Below are 19,228 nucleotides of genomic sequence, written 5' to 3'. Positions count from 1 at the left end.
TGCTACTTAGCAACATTGCTTTTGTCTTTCATAAAAAAATAAGGTTCTATAATTAGTAAATCTTGAAAGTGAAAACAAAATATTAGATAATAAAAATATCCAAATAACACAACACTATGCAAAAGTTTTGGATGGAAAAGTAAGTAATGACAAGAAGATTTTAAAAGATAAATTTGTTATTTACTCAAAAAAAACTATTTCAAAAACTTCTTAGAATAAAACTTGAATTTTTTATAATTTTTAAATGAATTATGTTCAATCAATAACTTACAAACTTATTACATTAGCAGACCTATTATAATAATTCTTAATACATTCAACAAATATGAAATCAGTGGGAATTGACGGTTGTCGATCTGGTTGGATTACAGTGAGTTCAGAAATGGAAGTATATAAATTTGATACTATTCAAAATGTTATAAATTTTTATGGCGATGATTGTTTCTATTTAATTGATATGCCTATTGGATTACCAGATAAAGAAAATCCAGTCAGAGCATGTGAAAAACTCATGCGTTTAAATTTGGACAAAAAAAGAAAAAGTAGTGTGTTTGGAGTGCCATGTCGTGAAGCATTGCTAGCTTCAAATTTTGATAATGCTAACAAAATAAACAAGTTGATTTTAGGAAAAGGCATTTCAAAACAGAGTTTTTTTATCTTTAAAAAGATTCAAGAATTAGACAACGTTTTGTTAAATAATTCCAATAAAATTAAAATTTACGAATCTCATCCTGAAATAGTTTTCCATTTTTTAAATAATGAAAAATCTATGATTTTTAGTAAAAAAACAGAAAACGGGATTAAAGAGCGTCTTGAAATTTTAGAGATTTTTGATAAGAGAGTTAAGATGGTTTATAATAGTTCACTTTCCAAATTCTTAAGAAAAGATGTAGCTAAAGACGACATTATCGATGCAATGAGTTTAGCGATTTCAGGCTGCAAACTACCAAATAGAATTATAGAAACAATGCCCTCTGAAATACAATATGATAGTTCTGGATTACAAATGGCCATCTACTATAATAAAGCCAAACACTAAAAGGAAAGAAAAAAAATTACTTTAGGGAAAAACTAGAAAAATTGTTAACCAGTTACTTACTTAGTACTAATATTTCTTAGCTATAAGTTTTTCTATTAACTTTGCTACTTTGAATTTTTTTTAATTTTTAAATTATCGTTTAACAAATCATTGTTAATGATAAAAATCATATGATGGAAAACTTAATATTACTGCTTGATTTTGAGGATATAATAAAAGAATCTAAAAACAATCTAAGAGTGTCCGATCTTGCTGTTGTGAATATTGATAGTTCTAACTACTATGGTCAATTAAACACACCAACAAAGGCTAATTTCTTATGTCTATTCGTTGTTGAAAGTGGTGTTTTAGTTTACACCGTTTTTGGAGAGCAATATGAACTTAGAGAAAATGACATTCTTTTTTCTCATATTGCTGAAACTTTCACAATTAATAGTATTTCAGATGACTATAAAGCAAAAAAAATCCTTTTTTCTTTCGAGTTTGTAACGCAATCAGGGTTTCATCACAAATCAACTGATTTATTAAAAGGTTTTTTTAAAAATCCATCTAGTTCAATCAAGGATCAACCAAAATTGTTTGAAAAATTAAAAATTCATATCTCTGAAATTGAAGATTTAAATGATAGTAGAAACAATAATTACTACTTTAAAGAGATGATTTGGCATCACTTTTCTTTGCTTCTTTATGAAGTAGATAATTATTTTAAATTAAGTGAAAAACAAAATAGTACTACTTCTAGAGATGAAGAGATTACACTTAATTTTTTTGAACTTATTCGTACCCATTTAAGAGAACAGCATGAAGTACAATTCTACGCCGATAAACTATGTTTAACTCCAAAGCATTTAGGAAAAATCATTAAAAAATCTATGTTTAAAACTCCTAAAGAGGTGCTTAACCATTTACTCGTTATTGAAGCAAAATTATTTCTTAGAAATCCCGGTAACAATATAAGCGCAGCTGCACGGCATTTAAATTTTAGCGAACAAGCAGCTTTTAGTAAGTTCTTTAAAAAAGAAACAAATCATAGTCCTTCAGAATATCAAAAAACAGATTTCTTTTAATCAAATACGACATTTGGACATTTTTTTAAGAAATTATACTATTCATTTTTTTCTAAAAAGAGAAAAATGGACATGTATTGGCGTAAAATGAATTCATAAATGTTTATACGATAAATCGAACTTTGCATTCGATAACTCTTATAAACAAAAAAATGATTAAGAAAAAAAATGCAAAAACGTTACTAATTGGGTTTTTAGTTTTATTTCAGTACAGTTGTACAAAATCAAACACAAATTCAAGCACACAACAACCTATTGAATTACCAGTTGCTCTTGTAAAAACTGGAGAAGCAACAACCAAAAATGAGTATGTAGCGAAAATTGAAGGTATCAATTCTGTGGAGCTAAGACCTCAAATTTCAGGTTACATTCAAAAAATATTTGTTGATGAAGGTGATTTCGTAACAAAAGGACAGATTTTATTTTCTATTGAGAGTTCTTCCTACAGCGAAATTTATAAATCAGCTTCTGCTAAACTTGCATCTGCTAAGATAGAACTCAATAGAAAAAAAGAGTTAGCTAAAAGTAAAATTATTTCTGAAATTCAAGTACAACAAGCTGAGCTCTCAGTAAAAAGTGCCTCTACCGAATTAGAAAGTGCAAAAATAAATTTGAATTTTTGTACTGTAAAAGCACCTATATCAGGACAAATAGGCTTGATTCCTAATAAAGTAGGAAGTCTTGTAAATGCAACTGATCAAACTCCACTAACAACTTTATCAGACAATAGTTCTGTAAACGCCTATTTTAGTATTAGTGAGAAAGAATATTTCACAATTTTTAGTGATATTGAAAAGAGTAAAAAAACAAATGATATCGTAGTTGAACTACTTCTACCCAACGGATTAGTTTATGAAAAAAAAGGAAATATAGATGCTTTTGAAGGAAGTTTTGATAGCTCTACTGGTTCAAGCTTAATAAGAGCCAAATTTCACAATCCAAATAATTTACTTAAAACGGGTAATACAGGTAAAATAATTATTTCAAAACCAATTGAAAATGCAATTCTAATTCCTGCTTCTTCAACAATGTCAATTCAAGATAAACTTTTTGTATTTGTTGTAGATAATAATGGAATCGCCAATCAAGTTCCGTTAGAAATTATTGGAAAATCTTCTGATTCATTTATTGTAAAATCAGGATTGAAAAAAGGTGATAAATATATTGTTACAGGGTTTGATAGACTTCAATCTGGTACAAAGATTAAAGAAAAAAAATAATCTCATTAATATCAAATCTTAAAACATGTTAAAAAGTATAATAAAAAGACCAGTTTTAGCAACTGTCATTTCGATAATTTTATTGACACTAGGAATAGTTGGGCTTGTTAAATTGCCGATAACAAAATTTCCAGATATTGCACCTCCTGTTGTAACTGTAATAGCTGCCTATCCTGGAGCTAACGCAGAAACTATTTCACGTTCTGTTGCGCCTCCATTAGAAAATGCAATTAACGGTGTCGAAAATATGGATTATCTTTCATCTGTTTCAAGTAATGACGGTACATTAACTGTAACAGTAACCTTTAAATTAGGTACTAATCCAGACCAAGCTGCAATAAATGTTCAAAATAGAGTTGCTCAAGTTTCCAATCAGTTACCAGCAGAAGTTGTTCAAGCAGGTGTAACAACCTCTAAGAGACAAAATACAATGGTTGCTTTAGTTACACTAACTTCATCTGAAAAAAAATTAGATGGTTTATTTTTAGAAAATTTTGCAAAAATAAACGTTGTGCCTGATTTAAAAAGAGTTAAAGGTGTTGGCGATGTAATTGTTTATGGAAATAAGGATTATTCTATGAGGGTTTGGTTAGACCCAGTCAAATTAGCTTCTTATCAGTTAACACCTTCTGAAGTTTCAAGAGCAATTCAATCTCAAAATCTAGAAGCTGCTCCGGGTAGATTGGGTGAGAGTAGCAAAGAGCCTTTTGAATATGTAATTAGATATTCTGGAAAATTTACTGAACCAGCCCAATATGAAAATATCGTCGTAAAAGCTAAAAATGATGGCTCAATATTATATCTAAAAGATATTGCTAAAATTGAGTTAGGAGCATACAGTTACAGTGTTACTTCTAATTTAAATAAAAAACCAGCTGTAACTATGGCAATTTATCAGATGTCAGGTTCCAATGCAAATGAAGTACAACTAGCTGTTAACGAACGTTTAGAAGAGTTAAAGAGTTCTTTTCCAAAAGGTGTTGATTTTAAAGTTCCTTATGCTTCCAAAGAATCGCTTGATCAATCAATCAGTCAAGTAATAAAAACACTAATCGAGGCTTTCTTACTCGTATTTATAGTTGTTTTCATTTTTTTACAAGACTTAAGATCTACAATTATACCTGCTATCGCAGTTCCTGTTTCTATAGTTGGAACTTTCTTTTTCATGAAATTATTTGGCTTTTCAATCAATATACTAACTCTTTTTGCATTGGTACTCGCTATTGGAATTGTTGTTGATGATGCTATTGTTGTAGTTGAAGCAGTCCATGCCAAAATGAGCCATAAAAAAATGAATGCACGTTCGGCAACTATTTCTGCAATGAATGAAATTTCAGGAGCTATCATTTCAATTACTTTAATAATGTCTGCTGTTTTTGTACCAGTGGCATTTATGGATGGTTCTACAGGTTTATTTTATCAGCAGTTTGCTCTTACACTTGCTATTGCTATTGTTATTTCTGCAATAAATGCTTTGACTCTAAGTCCTGCTTTGTGTGCTTTATTTTTGAAACAACATGAAGATCATGACGAAATTAATAAAGAAAAAAGTTTTAAAGACAAATTTTTCTATGGATTCAATGCGTCATTCAATAGACTTACTCTGAGATATACTAAAACAACTTTATTCCTACTGAAGAAAAAATATGTAGCAGCTTTAATCATTTTAGTATTTGGCGGCATTTTCTTTTGGTTGTCAAACACAACTCCAAAATCTTTCATACCTGATGAAGATCAAAGTTTTATTATCGTAGCAGCAAATCTTCCTCCTGGTGCTTCAAAATATCGTACAGATGAAGTGATGAATAATACCGAAGATATTTTAATTAAAAATCCTGCTATCAAAGATGTTATTTCTGTAAATGGTTTAAACCTTTTTAGTAGCTCATTTTCCTCATCCGCTGGTACATTTTTTATTAAACTTAAAGATGGTAAGCTTAGAGGAAACGTTAACAAGATAAACGATGTTATTGGGAACATTCAAAATCAACTATCAAGTGACAAAAGAGCTAATTTCCTAGTAATAAATACACCAACAGTTGATGGTTTTGGTAATACAAGTGGAATGGAATTAGTTCTTCAAGACAGAACTAACAGCGAACTTCAAAAACTAGGTAATATCACCTATGGAATGATTGGTGCTTTGATGCAAAGACCAGAGGTTGCTGTTGCTTTTACAACATTTAATGTTTCATTTCCGCAATTTGAAGCAGTAATTGATAACTCTAAGGCAGCAACTTTAGGTGTAAATACAACAGATGCAATGAGTGTTATGCAAGGTTATTTTGGTAGTATTCAATCATCCGATTTTAACAGATTTGGTAAGTATTACAAAGTCTTGGTTCAAGCTGATCCAGAATCACGAAAAACACCTCAATCACTTAATGGAATTTTTGTCAAGAATAATAAAAATGAACTAGTTCCACTTAGTTCTATTGTGACTTTAAATTCTACAACTGGTGCAGAGGTTGTAGAGCGTTTTAATCTTTATAACTCATCAAATTTAACCGTGATGCCTGCTCCAGGTTATAGCACTGGTCAAGCTATAAAAGCAATTAAAGAAGTTAGTGAAAAAAATCTTCCAGCAGGGTATACTTATGATTTTAAAGGTTTGAGTAGAGAAGAAAGTTCTACGGGTTATCAATCTATTATTATCTTTTCTCTCTGTCTATTGTTTGTATACTTACTACTCTCTGCACAATATGAAAGTTATATTCTTCCGTGGGCTATTTTACTTGCTATTCCAGTAGGTTTATCAGGTGTATTTATCGGAATCGGATTTGCAGGAATTACCAATAACATATACGTTCAAATTGCATTAGTAATGTTGATTGGACTTCTTTCCAAAAATGGAATTCTAATAGTAGAATACGCTCTGCAAAGAAGACATTCAGGAAAAAGTTTAACAGCATCGGCTGTCGAAGGTGCAAAAGCCAGATTAAGACCAATATTAATGACTTCATTAGCATTTCTAACAGGTTTAATCCCTTTAATTTTTGTTTCAGGACCATCAGCTTTAGGTAATCATTCTATTGGTTATGCGGCAATTTTTGGAATGCTCATTGGTACAATCTTAGGTTTATTTATTACTCCAGTTCTCTTTGTTGTCTTTCAATTTATACATGAAAAGCTAGAAAGAAAGAAAACACTTGATTCTGATTGGGAACTTAACTAATTATAAAAAATTATGAAACTTATAAAATTATCACTATTTCTAACAACTACTGTACTTTTAATTAGTTGTTCATCAAATAAAATTTCAAAACCTGAAATAGAAATACCGTCAACTTTTAACGTTGAAAAAAGAGAATTTGACAAAGACACTTCAATTTTATTATCAAAATTAAATTACAAAGAATTTTATACAGATAGTGTTCTAGTCCATTTAATTGATGAAGCTTTAACAAAGAATAACGATTTAAAAATCGCGTTACTAAATATTCAGTCTTCAACATTGGAGGTAAAAAAATCTAAGTTAAGTATGTTACCAACTGTTAATTCAGCAGTTGGTATAGCTTCCATTAACAGACCATCTGATAATAGTTTAAACGGAATAACTTTAAATCAATTTTTAGGTCAAAAGTACATCGAGGATTACTCTTCAAATATAAGTATTTCTTGGGAAGCAGATTTTTGGGGAAAACTAAAAAACACAAAGGAAGAGGCAATCACAGATTTGTTAAAAAGTGAAGCCTCCACCAGAATTATAAGATCTCATCTAATCTCATCTGTTGCCGATGGATATTTTAATCTATTGTACTTAGATAATCAATTAGAAATCATAAATCAAAATCTAAAGTTAGCAGAAAACACTCTTAAAATTTTAAAAATACAATTTGAAGTTGGATCTATAAATTCATTAGCGGTCGAGCAACAAGAGGTTTTTATATTGGAAATACTAAAATCTATTCCGTTGGTTAAAAATCAAATAATCATTCAAGAAAATCAACTTTTACTTTTGGCAGGTTCAACGCCATCAAAAATTAACCGAATTTCAAAACTGCAAGATATAGTTTTTCTCTCAAAATTTAGTGAAGGAGTTCCTGCACAGCTTCTCAGCAACAGACCAGATATCAAAGTAAAAGAGTTTGAATTAAGAAAAAATTGGGCAAAAACAAATTTAGCCAAAATAAATATGTATCCTGCGGTTAATATAACTGCTCAAGGAGGTATAAATTCCTTTAAATCAGAAAATTGGTTTAATATTCCAAGTTCTCTGTTTGGTTTAGTTACCGGAAGCATTTTACAACCAATTTTTAACGGTAAAAAATTAAAAACAAAATACGAACAACAAAAGGTTGCAACATTGCAAGCTGAAATTAGTTTCAAACAATCATTCCTGTTTGCTACTGTTGAAGTAACAAATCTCTTAAATACACTAGAAAGTATTAAAGAACAAGAAATGATAGCTCAAAAGCAAGTAGAAAAAGCCAATATATTGGTTACTAATTCTTTAAAGCTTTATAGTTTAAGTGAGACTACTTACCTAGAAGTAATTTCCGCACAATCAAATAAATTAAAAGTTGAGATAGAATTAGCAATTATTCACAAACAAAAATTTGTGGCAATAGGCTTACTCTATAAAGCATTGGGAGGAGGTGCAAACTAATCTGTAAAAGTAAAAACTTAGATAAAACTTTAAATAATTTAAGATACAATAGTTATGAAACAGGATCGAGTTCTTGAGAAACTAGAGATTTTAGCTGATGCTGCAAAGTATGATGTTTCATGTTCAAGTGGTCAAAGTAATCGCGAAAATAAAAATAAAGTACTTGGTGATTCTAAAGGCTATGGTATTTGCCATGCCTTTACAGAAGATGGACGATGTGTATCACTCCTGAAAATTCTATTGACTAACTATTGTATTTTTGATTGTGCTTATTGTGTTAGTCGTAAAAGTAATGATGTTAAAAGAGCGGCTTTTACTGTTGACGAAGTTGTTGAGTTAACAATAAATTTTTATAGAAGAAATTATATTGAAGGTTTGTTTTTGAGTTCTGGTATTTTTGATAGTCCAGACGCAACAATGGAACGACTTGTAAGAATTGCTAAAAAACTTAGAACGATACATAATTTTAATGGTTATATACATTTAAAAGCAATTCCAGGAGCAAGTAGTGATTTAATGACACAAGCAGGAATGTATGCAGATAGATTAAGCATAAACTTAGAAATTCCTTCAGAGAAAAATCTTAAAATACTGGCTCCAGAAAAAAATCATAAAGATGTAATAACACCGATGACCTTTCTTAAAGAACAAATTGATGGACATAAAGAAGAAAAAAAAATCAACTTCAAAGCTCCAATTTTTGCTCCAGCAGGACAAAGCACTCAAATGGTAATTGGAGCAAGTAATGAAACTGATTTAGAAATTTTAGGAACAGCTGATGGCTTTTATAAAAAAATGTCCTTAAAAAGAGTTTACTACTCAGGCTACGTACCAATTAGCCATGATGCAAGATTACCAGCAATTGGCACACCAGTTCCCATAATCAGAGAAAACAGATTATATCAAGCTGATTGGTTATTTCGCTACTATAATTTTGATGTTAAAGAATTAGTCAATAGTACTAATCCAAATTTAGATTTAGATATAGATCCAAAACTGGGTTGGGCTTTACGAAATCTTGATCAGTTTCCTATCAATATTAATTACGCAGATTTAGAGATCATCAAACGCATTCCAGGTATTGGGTTTCTTAGTGCTAAAAAAATTGTTGAAGCAAGAAAATTTAGAAAGATAAGACCCGAAGACCTTAAAACTATTGGTGTTGCTTACAGTAGAGCTAAGTATTTTATGACCTTTGATAATCCTATTTCGATTACGAAAGATTATACACCTTTTGAGCTAAAACAATTAATACTAAAAAATCAAAATAGTAAGTATAAACCAAATTTCTCTAATCAACTTTCTTTATTTTAAAATGTACAAGATTATTTATGATGGAACGTATGAAGGATGGTTGACTGCTGTCTTTGACATTTATGAGTACAATTTGAATGATGTTTTCTTTGAAAAAGAAAATAGACCAAAATATTCTCTTTTTCTAAATCAGCATAAAGTCATTACTGATTTACAAAAATCAGAACGTGTACTAAATGGTTTAAAAAAAAGATTATCAAAGGATGGAATTAAAAGAATTTATCTAGCCTTTCTTTCAGAAGTTGATGAAAATGAAACCATCATGCTAAGGTTTGTAAAGTACGCTTTTGCTAGTACTGCCAACATTGAAAATGATTTTAGCAACAGTGATGTTTGGAATATTCGGAAGATCACAAAATTTGTAAAACGTGAAACACACAGAATGAAAGCATTTGTAAGATTTATGAAAACAAGCGATGAGGTTTTCTTTGCAATAATTGAACCAGACTGTGATGTTCTTCCTCTAATTGGTCATCATTTTAAAAGCCGATATGCAGACCAAAAGTGGTTAATTTTTGATGCCAAAAGAAAGTATGGAATTTTTTACGATTTAAATTTACTTTCAAATGTAGAGGTAGAATTTAGTAATAACTCATTTTTAAAATCTAAAAATAATTTAACCATTTTTGAAAAAGACGAGATTTTTTATCAAAAATTATGGAAAAGATATTTTAGTGCTGTAAATATTGAATCTCGAAAGAACACACGTTTACATTTACAACATATGCCCAAAAGATATTGGAAACATTTAATTGAAAAATTACCAGAAGATTAAGTTTAACTCTAAAGTAAACAAAAAATGGAGAATGAAAAAATTATTAAGTTTTATGAAATATTAAGCAGAGATTTCAAAATTTTTGCCGAAAATGACAATGATTGGGAAGCTAATGGTTTAAGTGATACTGACTTTAAAAGTTTAGTATCTGTTATGCTATCAACAATGACTCATACTAAACGTGTGATCACGGCAGCTGTTGCATTGTATGAAGTTGCAAATACTCCTCAAGAAATAGTAAAGCTAACAGACGAGGAATTAATTGAACTAATCAGGCCAGTAGCACATTACAATCGAAAAACGAAACACTTGAAGGAAATGAGCCAACAATTACTTGATAAACATGCAGGTAAAGTTCCAAGAACAGAAGAAAAACTTTTAGCCTTACAAGGCGTTGGTAGAAAGTGTGCAAGTATTATGCTCAACTTTAATTTTGGTGGAAATATCATAGCAGTTGACTCTCATGTTCATCGAGTTCTAAACAGAGTTGGCATCCTAAAAACTAAAACAAATGAACAAACAGCCGAAATAATTAATAGAATAACTCCTCTAAAATTTAAAAAACATGCGCACGAATGGATAATTCAGCAAGGTATGAATACTTGTACGGCAAGGAAACCTAAATGTTCCAATTGTTTGTTAGTAACTATTTGCAGTGAATACAAAGTAGTGAATAAAACAAATTAATAAATAAGCCTTTACAAAAAATCTTAATTTTCTAAAAAAATTAAAGGATGAAACAAGTCAGGAAAATTGCTTGTAAATCAATAAAAAAAATAGAAAACAATCAAAATAGAAGGAGGCTAATTTAAAAAATGAGTAACCAAATTTATAAATAATTCAAACAAACAAAATAAGTGAAAATAGTAGTAACAGGTTCTTTGGGAAATATAAGTTTACCGCTTGTAATGGAATTAAGTTTAAAAGGTCATCAAGTAACCGTAATTAGTTCCGACTCATGTAAAAAAGATACCATTGAAGCTTTAGGTGCAAAAGCTGCAATAGGCTCACTCCACGATGTTGAATTTTTAACCAAAACATTTACAGGTGTGAATGCCGTTTATTGTATGATTCCATCCGATTTTTCGCAAATAGATCAAGTAGCATATTATAAATCAATTAGTGCTAACTATGCTTCAGCCATTAAAGTTTCAGGCGTGAAAAGAGTCGTCCATCTTAGCAGCTGCGGTGCACATTTAGAAACTGGAACAGGATTTATTTTAGGTTCTCATCATGCTGAAATTTTTTTTAATAAGATAAAAAACATCGAGTTAACACATCTTAGACCAGGATATTTTTACTATAATTTGTTAAATTTTGTAGATATGATTAAAAAGGTTGGATTTATTGGAACCAATTTTGGAGGTGATGATAAAATAGTTTTTTCGCATCCCTACGATATAGCTGTTGCTGCTGCATACGAACTTGAAAAAGTTACAGTCGACAAAAAAATAAGATACATCTTCAGCGATGATACTAGAGCAAGCGAAGTAGCTTCAATTTTAGGTTTTGCTATTAATAAACCCGATTTAAAATGGCTCACTTTTACCGATGAAAACACCACGCAATCAATGCGTGAAAAAGAAATGCCAGAACATTTGATTTCTAATTTCATCGCTATGGGGAAAGCCATACATACAGGTCGAATTAGAGAAGATTTCGATTTAGATCGTTACAAATTTAAAGGTAACTTGAAAATTCAAATCTTTGCCGAAGAGTTTGCACTTGCTTACAATAAATAAAATCACTCACACTTGATTTGTTGAAATTACAATAAATATAATTAGCATCTAATTTCAAGATTTTATTTTACTGAATACTTAAAACTATGGAAACAATTCGTCTAAATACTGAAAACGAACAACAGTGGAAATCATTAGATGTTGCAATTTCATTCGGACCTTTACTTCGATATTTCAAAAATACTCAAGCTCCAAATAATTCAGTCAAAAAAACAATTTATGAATGTATTGTCAAAGAATTAGAAAAATTTCCGGAGGTAATTAAACCATTCACAAAACTTGAATTTCTAAATAAAACTCCCGAATTAATTGATCTTTTGCTAATGAGTATTTCTCCTTTGGCGAATGCTTATAACAAGAAGCCTTTGGCAATCGGTAGCATTTTTCCTGCGCGATTATTTTATTTAGATGATACTTTTGAAGCTATTATTTCAAAAGACAATCAAGATTTTTTATTTGATAAAATAAATCACAGTAGTAATACTTTTAGACTTTTCTACGCAATGGTATTAGATAAATGTTATAATATCAAAACCGACTTCTATAATTTTGAATACATTACTATTGAAAATAAAGAAAGAAATACTATCAAATATTATAAAATTTTCCCAAATACACAGTTCATTGAAATAGAACCAAAAGCGAAATTACCAACTTACAATGAAGAGTGGCCAACAATGTTAATAGATAATGGTGATAATTTTGAAAAACTTACAAAAGAGTTACCGTCTGAATTGTTTAAAATGGAAGGTTTTACAATTTTCTTGGCACAGGAGATTACCAACTTTGAAGCGATGAATCAACTCAAAAAGTTAGTTTTGAATTTACAGAACGAAAACGAAGCAGATTCACTAAATGAATTAGAACGTATTTTGGGAATTTTATTAGAAAATACAGATGTACAAGTGGGTTTAGTTCCTTTTTTTAAAGTAAATAATCAAATTGTAACTGACACAAGTTATTACAAAAAAACCATATTGATTAGTACAGTTGATCAACAACCTAGCGCATACATCAACCCAAGATCGGCTGCAGATCATTTTAAAGATAAATATGAACCTGTGATTCTATCAGTTGTAAATGATGATACTAAGGTTGAAAATTCTGTTTTAACTGGATTAAAATTATTAAACATTGGGAGTTACATGGTAACACCAATACGAAATTCAAATGGTCAACTACTTGGTATTTTAGAATTAGCAACGCATCAATCAAATGGAACTTCAAAACAGTTAGTAGTTAAGTTAGATCCAGCACTGCACCTAATTGCAGACATGTTTGAGTTTATGATTAATCAATTTGATGCTAAAATAACGACAATTATCAAAGAGCAATTTACACCTTTACAATCTGCTGTAGAGTGGAAATTTAATGAAGTTGCATGGGAAATTTTAAGTGCAAATTCAAACCAGAAAACCATACCAAATGTTAGTTTTGAAGATGTGTATCCATTGTATGGCGCAATTGACATTCGAAATTCATCCATCGAACGAAACAAAGCAACACAAACTGATATTGCTAATCAATTAGAAACTACAAAAAGTGTTATTAAATTCATTCTTTCTAAAATTGAAATGCCACTTTTAGAAGTAATCCATTTCAAAGTTGAAACGTTATTAACTACAATAGAGAAAGAATTCACTGCAACAATAGAGCAAAAAATAGTCGACTTTTTTGCAACAGAAATACACCCAACTTTAACCCATTTATCAGAAAGCTACGTAGATCTGTATCAAGAAATAAATGACTATATGGAAAAATCAAATTTAAAAACAGGTTCTTTTTATAATAATAATCGGGAGTATGAAAATAGTTTGCAAAAAATAAATAACACCATTAATGCTGTTCTTGAAAACGAAAGGGTAAAACAACAAAAAATATACCCGCATTATTTTGAAAAATATAGAACTGATGGTTTAGAATTCACTATTTACATAGGTCAAAATCTAAAACCTGATAAAAAATTTAATCCCATGTACCTTAAAAATTTGCGCTTGTGGCAATTAAGTACAATGGCTTTTATCGGAAATGCTACGCAAAAAAGTAGCTACAAAATGAAAATTCCATTAAAAACAACACAACTTATTCTAGCTCATAATAAACCAATAGCAATAAGCTTTCGAAAAGACGAGCGCCGTTTTGATGTAGAAGGTTCATATAATATTCGCTACGAAATAATGAAAAAAAGAATCGACAAAATTGAAATCAAAAATAATGGAGAGCGTTTAACAAAGCCCGATTATGTGGCAATAGTATATTCTAGTCCAATCGAAGCAGGTGAATACCGTGAGCATATAGAGTTTTTAATTAACAAAGGAATTTATAATCCTATTTATGAAGAACTAGAATTAGAAAATATGCAAGGTGTAAGCGGTTTAAAGGCTTTTAGGGTTGCAATAAACTACAGCTTTTTCCAAGACTAAAGAAAATCCTAACATTTTATTTCAACAACTTTCCATAAAATATTCATAAAAAACTAAATCAAAAATTAAAATGATTAATTACAAAAAAATCGACAGTTACAACGAAAAAAAAACTAATGAAATTGCTAAAAATTTTAAAAGCGTCATAGAGAATTTAGGTGAAGATATAACTAGAGAAGGTTTAGAAAAAACTCCAGAACGCGTGGCAAAAGCATTTCAGTTTTTAACACATGGTTATGACATAAATCCACTTGAAATTTTAAAATCTGCAATGTTTACAGAAGATCATAAACAAATGATAGTGGTCAAAGATATCGAAGTTTATTCCATGTGTGAGCATCACTTGTTACCATTTTTTGGGAAAGTTCATGTTGCTTATATTCCTAATGGCAAAATAGTTGGATTAAGTAAAATTCCTCGAATTATTGAGGCTTTTGCAAGAAGAATGCAAGTTCAAGAACGACTAACCGATCAAATAAAAGAATGCATTCAAGAAGCATTAGAACCACTTGGAGTTGCAGTTGTAATTGAATGTCAACACATGTGCATGCAAATGCGAGGTATTCAAAAACAAAATAGTATTACTACGACTTCATCTTTCATGGGTGAATTTGAAAAAGACAAAACGAGAAAAGAATTTATAAGCCTAATTTCTAATAGATATAGTTGATAAGAAAACAATTATATTTAGCTTTATGAAGTTTTATTTATAAAAACCGAACTCCAAATTATACTAGTACATCTGAAATATCTTCAAATAATATTAAAATAAATCAAGTCAATCTGTACATATGGATTTCTTAAAAAAAGAATTAGAACATGGAGTGAAACTTCATAAATGAGCATGACTAAAATAAAAGCATTTGCATCGTAAAAAAGGTTTAATATACTATACGTGTAATTTTACTATCACTAAAACAAAATGGAAACAACAATTGAATCAACCAAGCAAAAAGAAGTAATTAACGTAATGTGGTTCAAAAGGGACTTACGCTTACGCGATAATCCAACTCTTGCCCATGCAATAAAAGAAACCAGTAAAACTAAAGGTAGGCGTTTACTGCTGATTTATATTTATGAACCTTCGCTGGTTGCAAACCCACATTATGATGAAAGACACTGGCGATTTGTTTTCCAAAGCCTTACTTCTATAAACAGCCAACTCAAGGTTATGAAGAAAGCATTTGACCCTCAATTTATTGTAAATGAATATCCAAACATCCCAAACATCAAAATTGAAGAATCTGTTGAGCAATACAAAGCCGACCCAGCATGGTGTATCAACATTTTTATGGATGAAGTAATAGCAGTATTTGAGGAGCTACGAAATGAATATGAATTGGCAAAAGTTTTTTCTCACAAAGAAACTGGAATGAAAATTACCTACGATCGGGATATTGCTTTTGCGACTTTATGTAAAAATTATGGTATTCAATGGAATGAGTACACAAACAATGGAATAATCCGAAAGATCAAAGACAGATCAAAGAGATACGAACGATGGAAGTCCATCATGAATGAACCTCAAATGCATCCTGATTTTAGTTTGTTCAAACCTTTAGTTCTAACAGATGAAATTTCTAAAAATAACCCAGGTGAGAAGTTGCCTGAAAGCTGGAAAGAAGAAAATACAAATTTTCAATTAGGAGGTGAAAAACACGCATTTCACTATTTGAATATTTTTTTAAAAAATAATCTAAAAAATTATACCATTTCGTTATCCAAGCCTTTAGAAAGTCGTACAAATTGCAGTAGGATATCTCCATACCTTGCTTGGGGATGCATCAGTACACGACAGGTTTTTCAAGCGATTACAGAGGTAAAGCGAAGAAAAGCTCCGGGCGATAAAATATTATCCAAGGAGCTTAACTTGTATTCGAACAGATTAATGTGTCAGGGATCATTTGTCCAATCTTTTGAAAATAAGGACAACATTGAATTTGAAGATGTAAATAAATTTTTTAGTGGTATTAAAAAAAATATTGACCAACAAAGTTTTGAGCGTTGGTGCAACGGGCAAACAGGCTATCCACTTGCAGATGCTTCGATGCGTTGCCTTGCTAAAACAGGATTTGTCAATTTTAGAATGAGGGCTTTTTTAATTTCATTTTTAACGCACCATCTTTTTCAAGATTGGAAGGAAGGCGCCAAACATCTAGCAAAGCTGTTTCTAGATTTTGAGCCTGGCATTCATTTCTCACAAATGCAGCTCCAATCTGGCATGGGCAGCCATCAAATTGTAAGGGTTTATAATCCTGTCAAGCAATCTCAGGACCACGATCCAAAAGGAATATTCATTAAACAATGGATTCCTGAATTGGCAAACTGCGACGAAGCAGATATCCATGAACCTTGGAAAATGTCACTTCTACAACAACAATTTTGTGGAGTAATAATTGGCGAGGATTATCCTTTTCCTATAGTGGATGCCATAAAAACAGGGAAAGAGGCAAGAGAAATACTTTTCGAACCTCGTCTAACAAATAAAGCAGGCACAAAAAAGCCTCCTATTAAAGATTGACTTCTGTCTGTACAAAATAGAAACTAGTTTATTGGCATTTTGAGCATGTATAGAGATAATTGACATTAGATTATTTAAGTTCAATTTTTTTTCAAGCGGATGTTTTTTACTTTTATATTAATTGCTAATTTAAGCGTGAGGATTTTATTTAGATTCAGTTCGAGAAGTAAAGCAGAAAAACTTAAACTAAATTTTACTAAACAGTAGTATTATTGTGAAAGGGTGTTTTTATACAAATAATGATAACTTAGCACAAAATACAATCTAAAAAAAAATGGACTATATCATAAAAGAGGAAAAACTCGAACTTAAATATGAATACGGAAAAGGTGCTTGGACCTATCATTTAAGAATTCCAAACACAAAGAATATCCCAGGAAAATGGGGAGATATAAGAGTGTCTGGTTTAATCGACAATTACATAATTGAAAATAGAAACCTAGCTCCCACTAAAGGAGAAGATATGATGCTTTCCATAAATAGCGAAATAAGAAAAGCTATAAATAAACAAGGTGGCGATATTGTTACAGTTTCACTTTATCTTTTATCAAAAAATGAAAAAATAAACGAAAAACAAATTATAGAAACCTTCAAGGAATCAGGAGTTTTAGAAGCTTTCAATAAACTAAATCAATCTGAAAAAAATGAAATTTTTGAGAGTATCATTTCCCAAAAAATCGAAGAAAAACAAATCAAGGTTATTATAAAACACATAGATAAATTAAGCAAATGATTAAGCAAACATCTTTAGACTTTTTAAAAGAACTTAAAAAAAACAATTCAAGAGAATGGTTTGAACAAAATAAAGGAATTTATCAAAATTACAAAGATGATATTATTTTGTTCACGGAAAATTTGTTAAATGAATTATCAAAACACGATTTATCAATAGCAAATGCAAATTTAATTCCTAAAAAATGCTTAACACGTGTAAACAGAGATTTACGATTTTCAAAAGACAAAACACCTTATAAAAACTACGTTTTGGTAGTTTTTAATAAGAATGCACCACACGGTAATACAGCAGGATATTTTATTCATATTGAACCAGGAAACTGTATGGTTGGCGGTGGAATTTGGCAAACAACGCCAGAATTTTTAAAAAAAATTCGAAAAGAAATAAGTTATTCATTCGAAGAAATTAACGAAATAATTTCAAATAAACAATTTCAAAATATATTTCCAAGCGGTATTCAAGGTCAAAGTAAGCTAAAAAAATTCACTGATTTACCGGAAGAAAGAGAAGAAGTTATTGAATTACTTAAAATGAAAGGTTTTTGCACCAAAGAATTCATAAAAGATAATATTCTGACAAGTAAGGACGCGATAAAAATAATTGTTAACTATTTTAAAACTACAAAACCATTGATTGAATATCTAAATAGAGCTATAGAATTTGAAGAATAAAAGTCAAACTTCTTGGTACATTGCGAATTTTATTGTAATCCTCCATGTGCATTAAGAAAGAAAATTATCTTTAGAGGAACTGGCTCGAAGTCCTCAATTATGGTAAGCAACAGAATTAGATATACTTAGTAAAGTTACTTCAAGATTACATATTCTATTTTACAAAAGGAAATCAAAAACATTACGATATCTAAGTCGATAGTAAGAAAAGACGGTTATTAGCACATATATAAATTCAAGTCAAAAAATCAACAGTTAAAAATAATATGTATAAATAGAATAATATTGCTAATGTGTTGTTTTCAAATTTATCTTCATTTATGATAATGGTACTTTTCATTTAGTGGTAAATTGATACTTTAGGTTTTCAATTGCCACTCCTTCCCAACGTACAAAAAAATTACTGGCACAGTTTTTAGAAAAAACACGTACGCTACGCAACTCATACCAGTAATTTTTTTCCTAAGCTGTTAACCTTAATTAAGCATTGCAATTCATCACAAAGCGAGTTTATTGGTTATTGGTTTTTGCAATGATGTCATAATATCATTTATGTAAAACAGCCGCTCCACCCAATGCGCTTGCCAGTGGCTGCAGGACAACATTTTTTGCAGCTCCCAACGCATCACCAAGCTACAAAAAACACCGTCCTTCGACACTGTCTATAACAACATTCACTATTTCATCGGAAACATTACTGTTATAATTGTTTTTGAGAACGTTTACATTAACTGTTTTTAGCAACTTTATGCTTAAATCGGTAGTGTTTGCATTGCTTATGTAAGTAGAAAAATGGCTTTATTGTGTAGTGGATTTGCCTAAGGTAAAAGTTATTTTTCTACCCACAAAACCAAAAGGAGTCAGCAAGAGTATCTTTTTTATTTGCCAGAAACACTTGGTAAATTGATTTTCCATCAGCTTGATGACTAGCTGTTTCAAAAGACTATTCAAATTAAAATCAAATCTATCATTTTTAGGAAGTGTTGGCATCAAGCTGATAGTAAAATCAATCAGAAAATCACAGTAAGCAAATAAAAAAAGACACACTTACTTTGAGCTTCTGCAAACGCACTAGTTAAGTATTTGCATTTTTTTTAGAAGATGTTTCCTA

The 19,228-nt window shown here is 30.3% G+C and carries 14 protein-coding genes; all 14 read left to right on the top strand.

All coding sequences use genetic code 11. From position 1 onward, the window contains the following. Window positions 1-325: 325 nt before the first annotated feature. The 14 genes from G9Q29_RS05175 to G9Q29_RS05110 all read left to right on the top strand — a co-directional run bounded on the left by G9Q29_RS05175 (window position 326) and on the right by G9Q29_RS05110 (window position 18,117). The gene (locus tag G9Q29_RS05175) at window positions 326-1,039 is read left to right on the top strand and encodes a DUF429 domain-containing protein (protein WP_166134006.1); all 714 of its coding nucleotides are present in this window, start codon (window positions 326-328) and stop codon (window positions 1,037-1,039) included. A 173-nt stretch (window positions 1,040-1,212) separates the two neighbouring features. After that, window positions 1,213-2,106, top strand: coding sequence for a helix-turn-helix domain-containing protein (locus G9Q29_RS05170; RefSeq protein ID WP_166134004.1), 894 nt, complete (start codon window positions 1,213-1,215; stop codon window positions 2,104-2,106). 152 nt (window positions 2,107-2,258) lie between these two features. Continuing rightward, window positions 2,259-3,326, top strand: coding sequence for an efflux RND transporter periplasmic adaptor subunit (locus tag G9Q29_RS05165; protein ID WP_166134002.1), 1,068 nt, complete (start codon window positions 2,259-2,261; stop codon window positions 3,324-3,326). Between the two features lie 25 nt (window positions 3,327-3,351). Then, window positions 3,352-6,501 carry an efflux RND transporter permease subunit gene (locus G9Q29_RS05160; RefSeq protein WP_166134000.1) on the top strand — a complete coding sequence of 1,050 codons (3,150 nt, stop codon included), beginning with the start codon at window positions 3,352-3,354 and terminating at the stop codon, window positions 6,499-6,501. A 12-nt stretch (window positions 6,502-6,513) separates the two neighbouring features. Next, window positions 6,514-7,935 (top strand): TolC family protein, encoded by a 1,422-nt coding sequence (locus tag G9Q29_RS05155; protein WP_166133998.1) that lies wholly within the window; start codon window positions 6,514-6,516, stop codon window positions 7,933-7,935. A gap of 54 nt (window positions 7,936-7,989) precedes the next feature. Beyond that, window positions 7,990-9,249, top strand: a complete 1,260-nt coding sequence (locus tag G9Q29_RS05150) for a putative DNA modification/repair radical SAM protein (protein WP_166133996.1) — start codon at window positions 7,990-7,992, stop codon at window positions 9,247-9,249. Window position 9,250: 1 nt separating this feature from the next. After that, window positions 9,251-10,024 carry a TIGR03915 family putative DNA repair protein gene (locus G9Q29_RS05145; RefSeq protein WP_166133995.1) on the top strand — a complete coding sequence of 258 codons (774 nt, stop codon included), beginning with the start codon at window positions 9,251-9,253 and terminating at the stop codon, window positions 10,022-10,024. A gap of 24 nt (window positions 10,025-10,048) precedes the next feature. Continuing rightward, the gene (locus G9Q29_RS05140; RefSeq protein WP_166133994.1) at window positions 10,049-10,711 is read left to right on the top strand and encodes an endonuclease III domain-containing protein; all 663 of its coding nucleotides are present in this window, start codon (window positions 10,049-10,051) and stop codon (window positions 10,709-10,711) included. 170 nt (window positions 10,712-10,881) lie between these two features. Beyond that, window positions 10,882-11,766 (top strand): NmrA family NAD(P)-binding protein, encoded by an 885-nt coding sequence (locus G9Q29_RS05135; protein WP_166133993.1) that lies wholly within the window; start codon window positions 10,882-10,884, stop codon window positions 11,764-11,766. A gap of 86 nt (window positions 11,767-11,852) precedes the next feature. Beyond that, a complete protein-coding gene (locus tag G9Q29_RS05130) occupies window positions 11,853-14,189 on the top strand; it encodes a hypothetical protein (RefSeq protein ID WP_166133992.1) in 2,337 nt (778 codons plus the stop codon). Window positions 14,190-14,259: 70 nt separating this feature from the next. Further along, window positions 14,260-14,859 carry a GTP cyclohydrolase I FolE gene (gene folE, locus G9Q29_RS05125; RefSeq protein ID WP_166133991.1) on the top strand — a complete coding sequence of 200 codons (600 nt, stop codon included), beginning with the start codon at window positions 14,260-14,262 and terminating at the stop codon, window positions 14,857-14,859. Between the two features lie 252 nt (window positions 14,860-15,111). Further along, entirely contained in the window at window positions 15,112-16,710 is a 1,599-nt protein-coding gene (locus G9Q29_RS05120) for a cryptochrome/deoxyribodipyrimidine photo-lyase family protein (RefSeq protein ID WP_166133990.1), read from the top strand. 274 nt (window positions 16,711-16,984) lie between these two features. Beyond that, on the top strand, window positions 16,985-17,443 hold the full coding sequence (locus G9Q29_RS05115; protein ID WP_166133989.1) for a DUF1905 domain-containing protein: 459 nt from the start codon (window positions 16,985-16,987) through the stop codon (window positions 17,441-17,443). Continuing rightward, window positions 17,440-18,117 carry a DUF2461 domain-containing protein gene (locus G9Q29_RS05110; protein WP_166133988.1) on the top strand — a complete coding sequence of 226 codons (678 nt, stop codon included), beginning with the start codon at window positions 17,440-17,442 and terminating at the stop codon, window positions 18,115-18,117. Before G9Q29_RS05115 ends, G9Q29_RS05110 begins: the two co-directional genes overlap by 4 nt. Window positions 18,118-19,228 lie beyond the last annotated feature (1,111 nt).

The sequence above is a fragment of the Flavobacterium turcicum genome (genome assembly GCF_011365745.1).
In the GTDB taxonomy this organism is placed as follows: domain Bacteria; phylum Bacteroidota; class Bacteroidia; order Flavobacteriales; family Flavobacteriaceae; genus Flavobacterium; species Flavobacterium turcicum.
This window is presented reverse-complemented; position numbering and strand designations above follow the sequence as displayed.

Bases quoted from the DNA above. Each gene is read 5' to 3' on its own strand.
- G9Q29_RS05175 (WP_166134006.1), top strand. From the start codon at position 326: ATGAAATCAGTGGGAATTGACGGTTGTCGATCTGGTTGGATTACAGTG.
- G9Q29_RS05170 (WP_166134004.1), top strand. From the start codon at position 1,213: ATGGAAAACTTAATATTACTGCTTGATTTTGAGGATATAATAAAAGAA.
- G9Q29_RS05165 (WP_166134002.1), top strand. From the start codon at position 2,259: ATGATTAAGAAAAAAAATGCAAAAACGTTACTAATTGGGTTTTTAGTT.
- G9Q29_RS05160 (WP_166134000.1), top strand. From the start codon at position 3,352: ATGTTAAAAAGTATAATAAAAAGACCAGTTTTAGCAACTGTCATTTCG.
- G9Q29_RS05155 (WP_166133998.1), top strand. From the start codon at position 6,514: ATGAAACTTATAAAATTATCACTATTTCTAACAACTACTGTACTTTTA.
- G9Q29_RS05150 (WP_166133996.1), top strand. From the start codon at position 7,990: ATGAAACAGGATCGAGTTCTTGAGAAACTAGAGATTTTAGCTGATGCT.
- G9Q29_RS05145 (WP_166133995.1), top strand. From the start codon at position 9,251: ATGTACAAGATTATTTATGATGGAACGTATGAAGGATGGTTGACTGCT.
- G9Q29_RS05140 (WP_166133994.1), top strand. From the start codon at position 10,049: ATGGAGAATGAAAAAATTATTAAGTTTTATGAAATATTAAGCAGAGAT.
- G9Q29_RS05130 (WP_166133992.1), top strand. From the start codon at position 11,853: ATGGAAACAATTCGTCTAAATACTGAAAACGAACAACAGTGGAAATCA.
- folE (WP_166133991.1), top strand. From the start codon at position 14,260: ATGATTAATTACAAAAAAATCGACAGTTACAACGAAAAAAAAACTAAT.
- G9Q29_RS05120 (WP_166133990.1), top strand. From the start codon at position 15,112: ATGGAAACAACAATTGAATCAACCAAGCAAAAAGAAGTAATTAACGTA.
- G9Q29_RS05115 (WP_166133989.1), top strand. From the start codon at position 16,985: ATGGACTATATCATAAAAGAGGAAAAACTCGAACTTAAATATGAATAC.
- G9Q29_RS05110 (WP_166133988.1), top strand. From the start codon at position 17,440: ATGATTAAGCAAACATCTTTAGACTTTTTAAAAGAACTTAAAAAAAAC.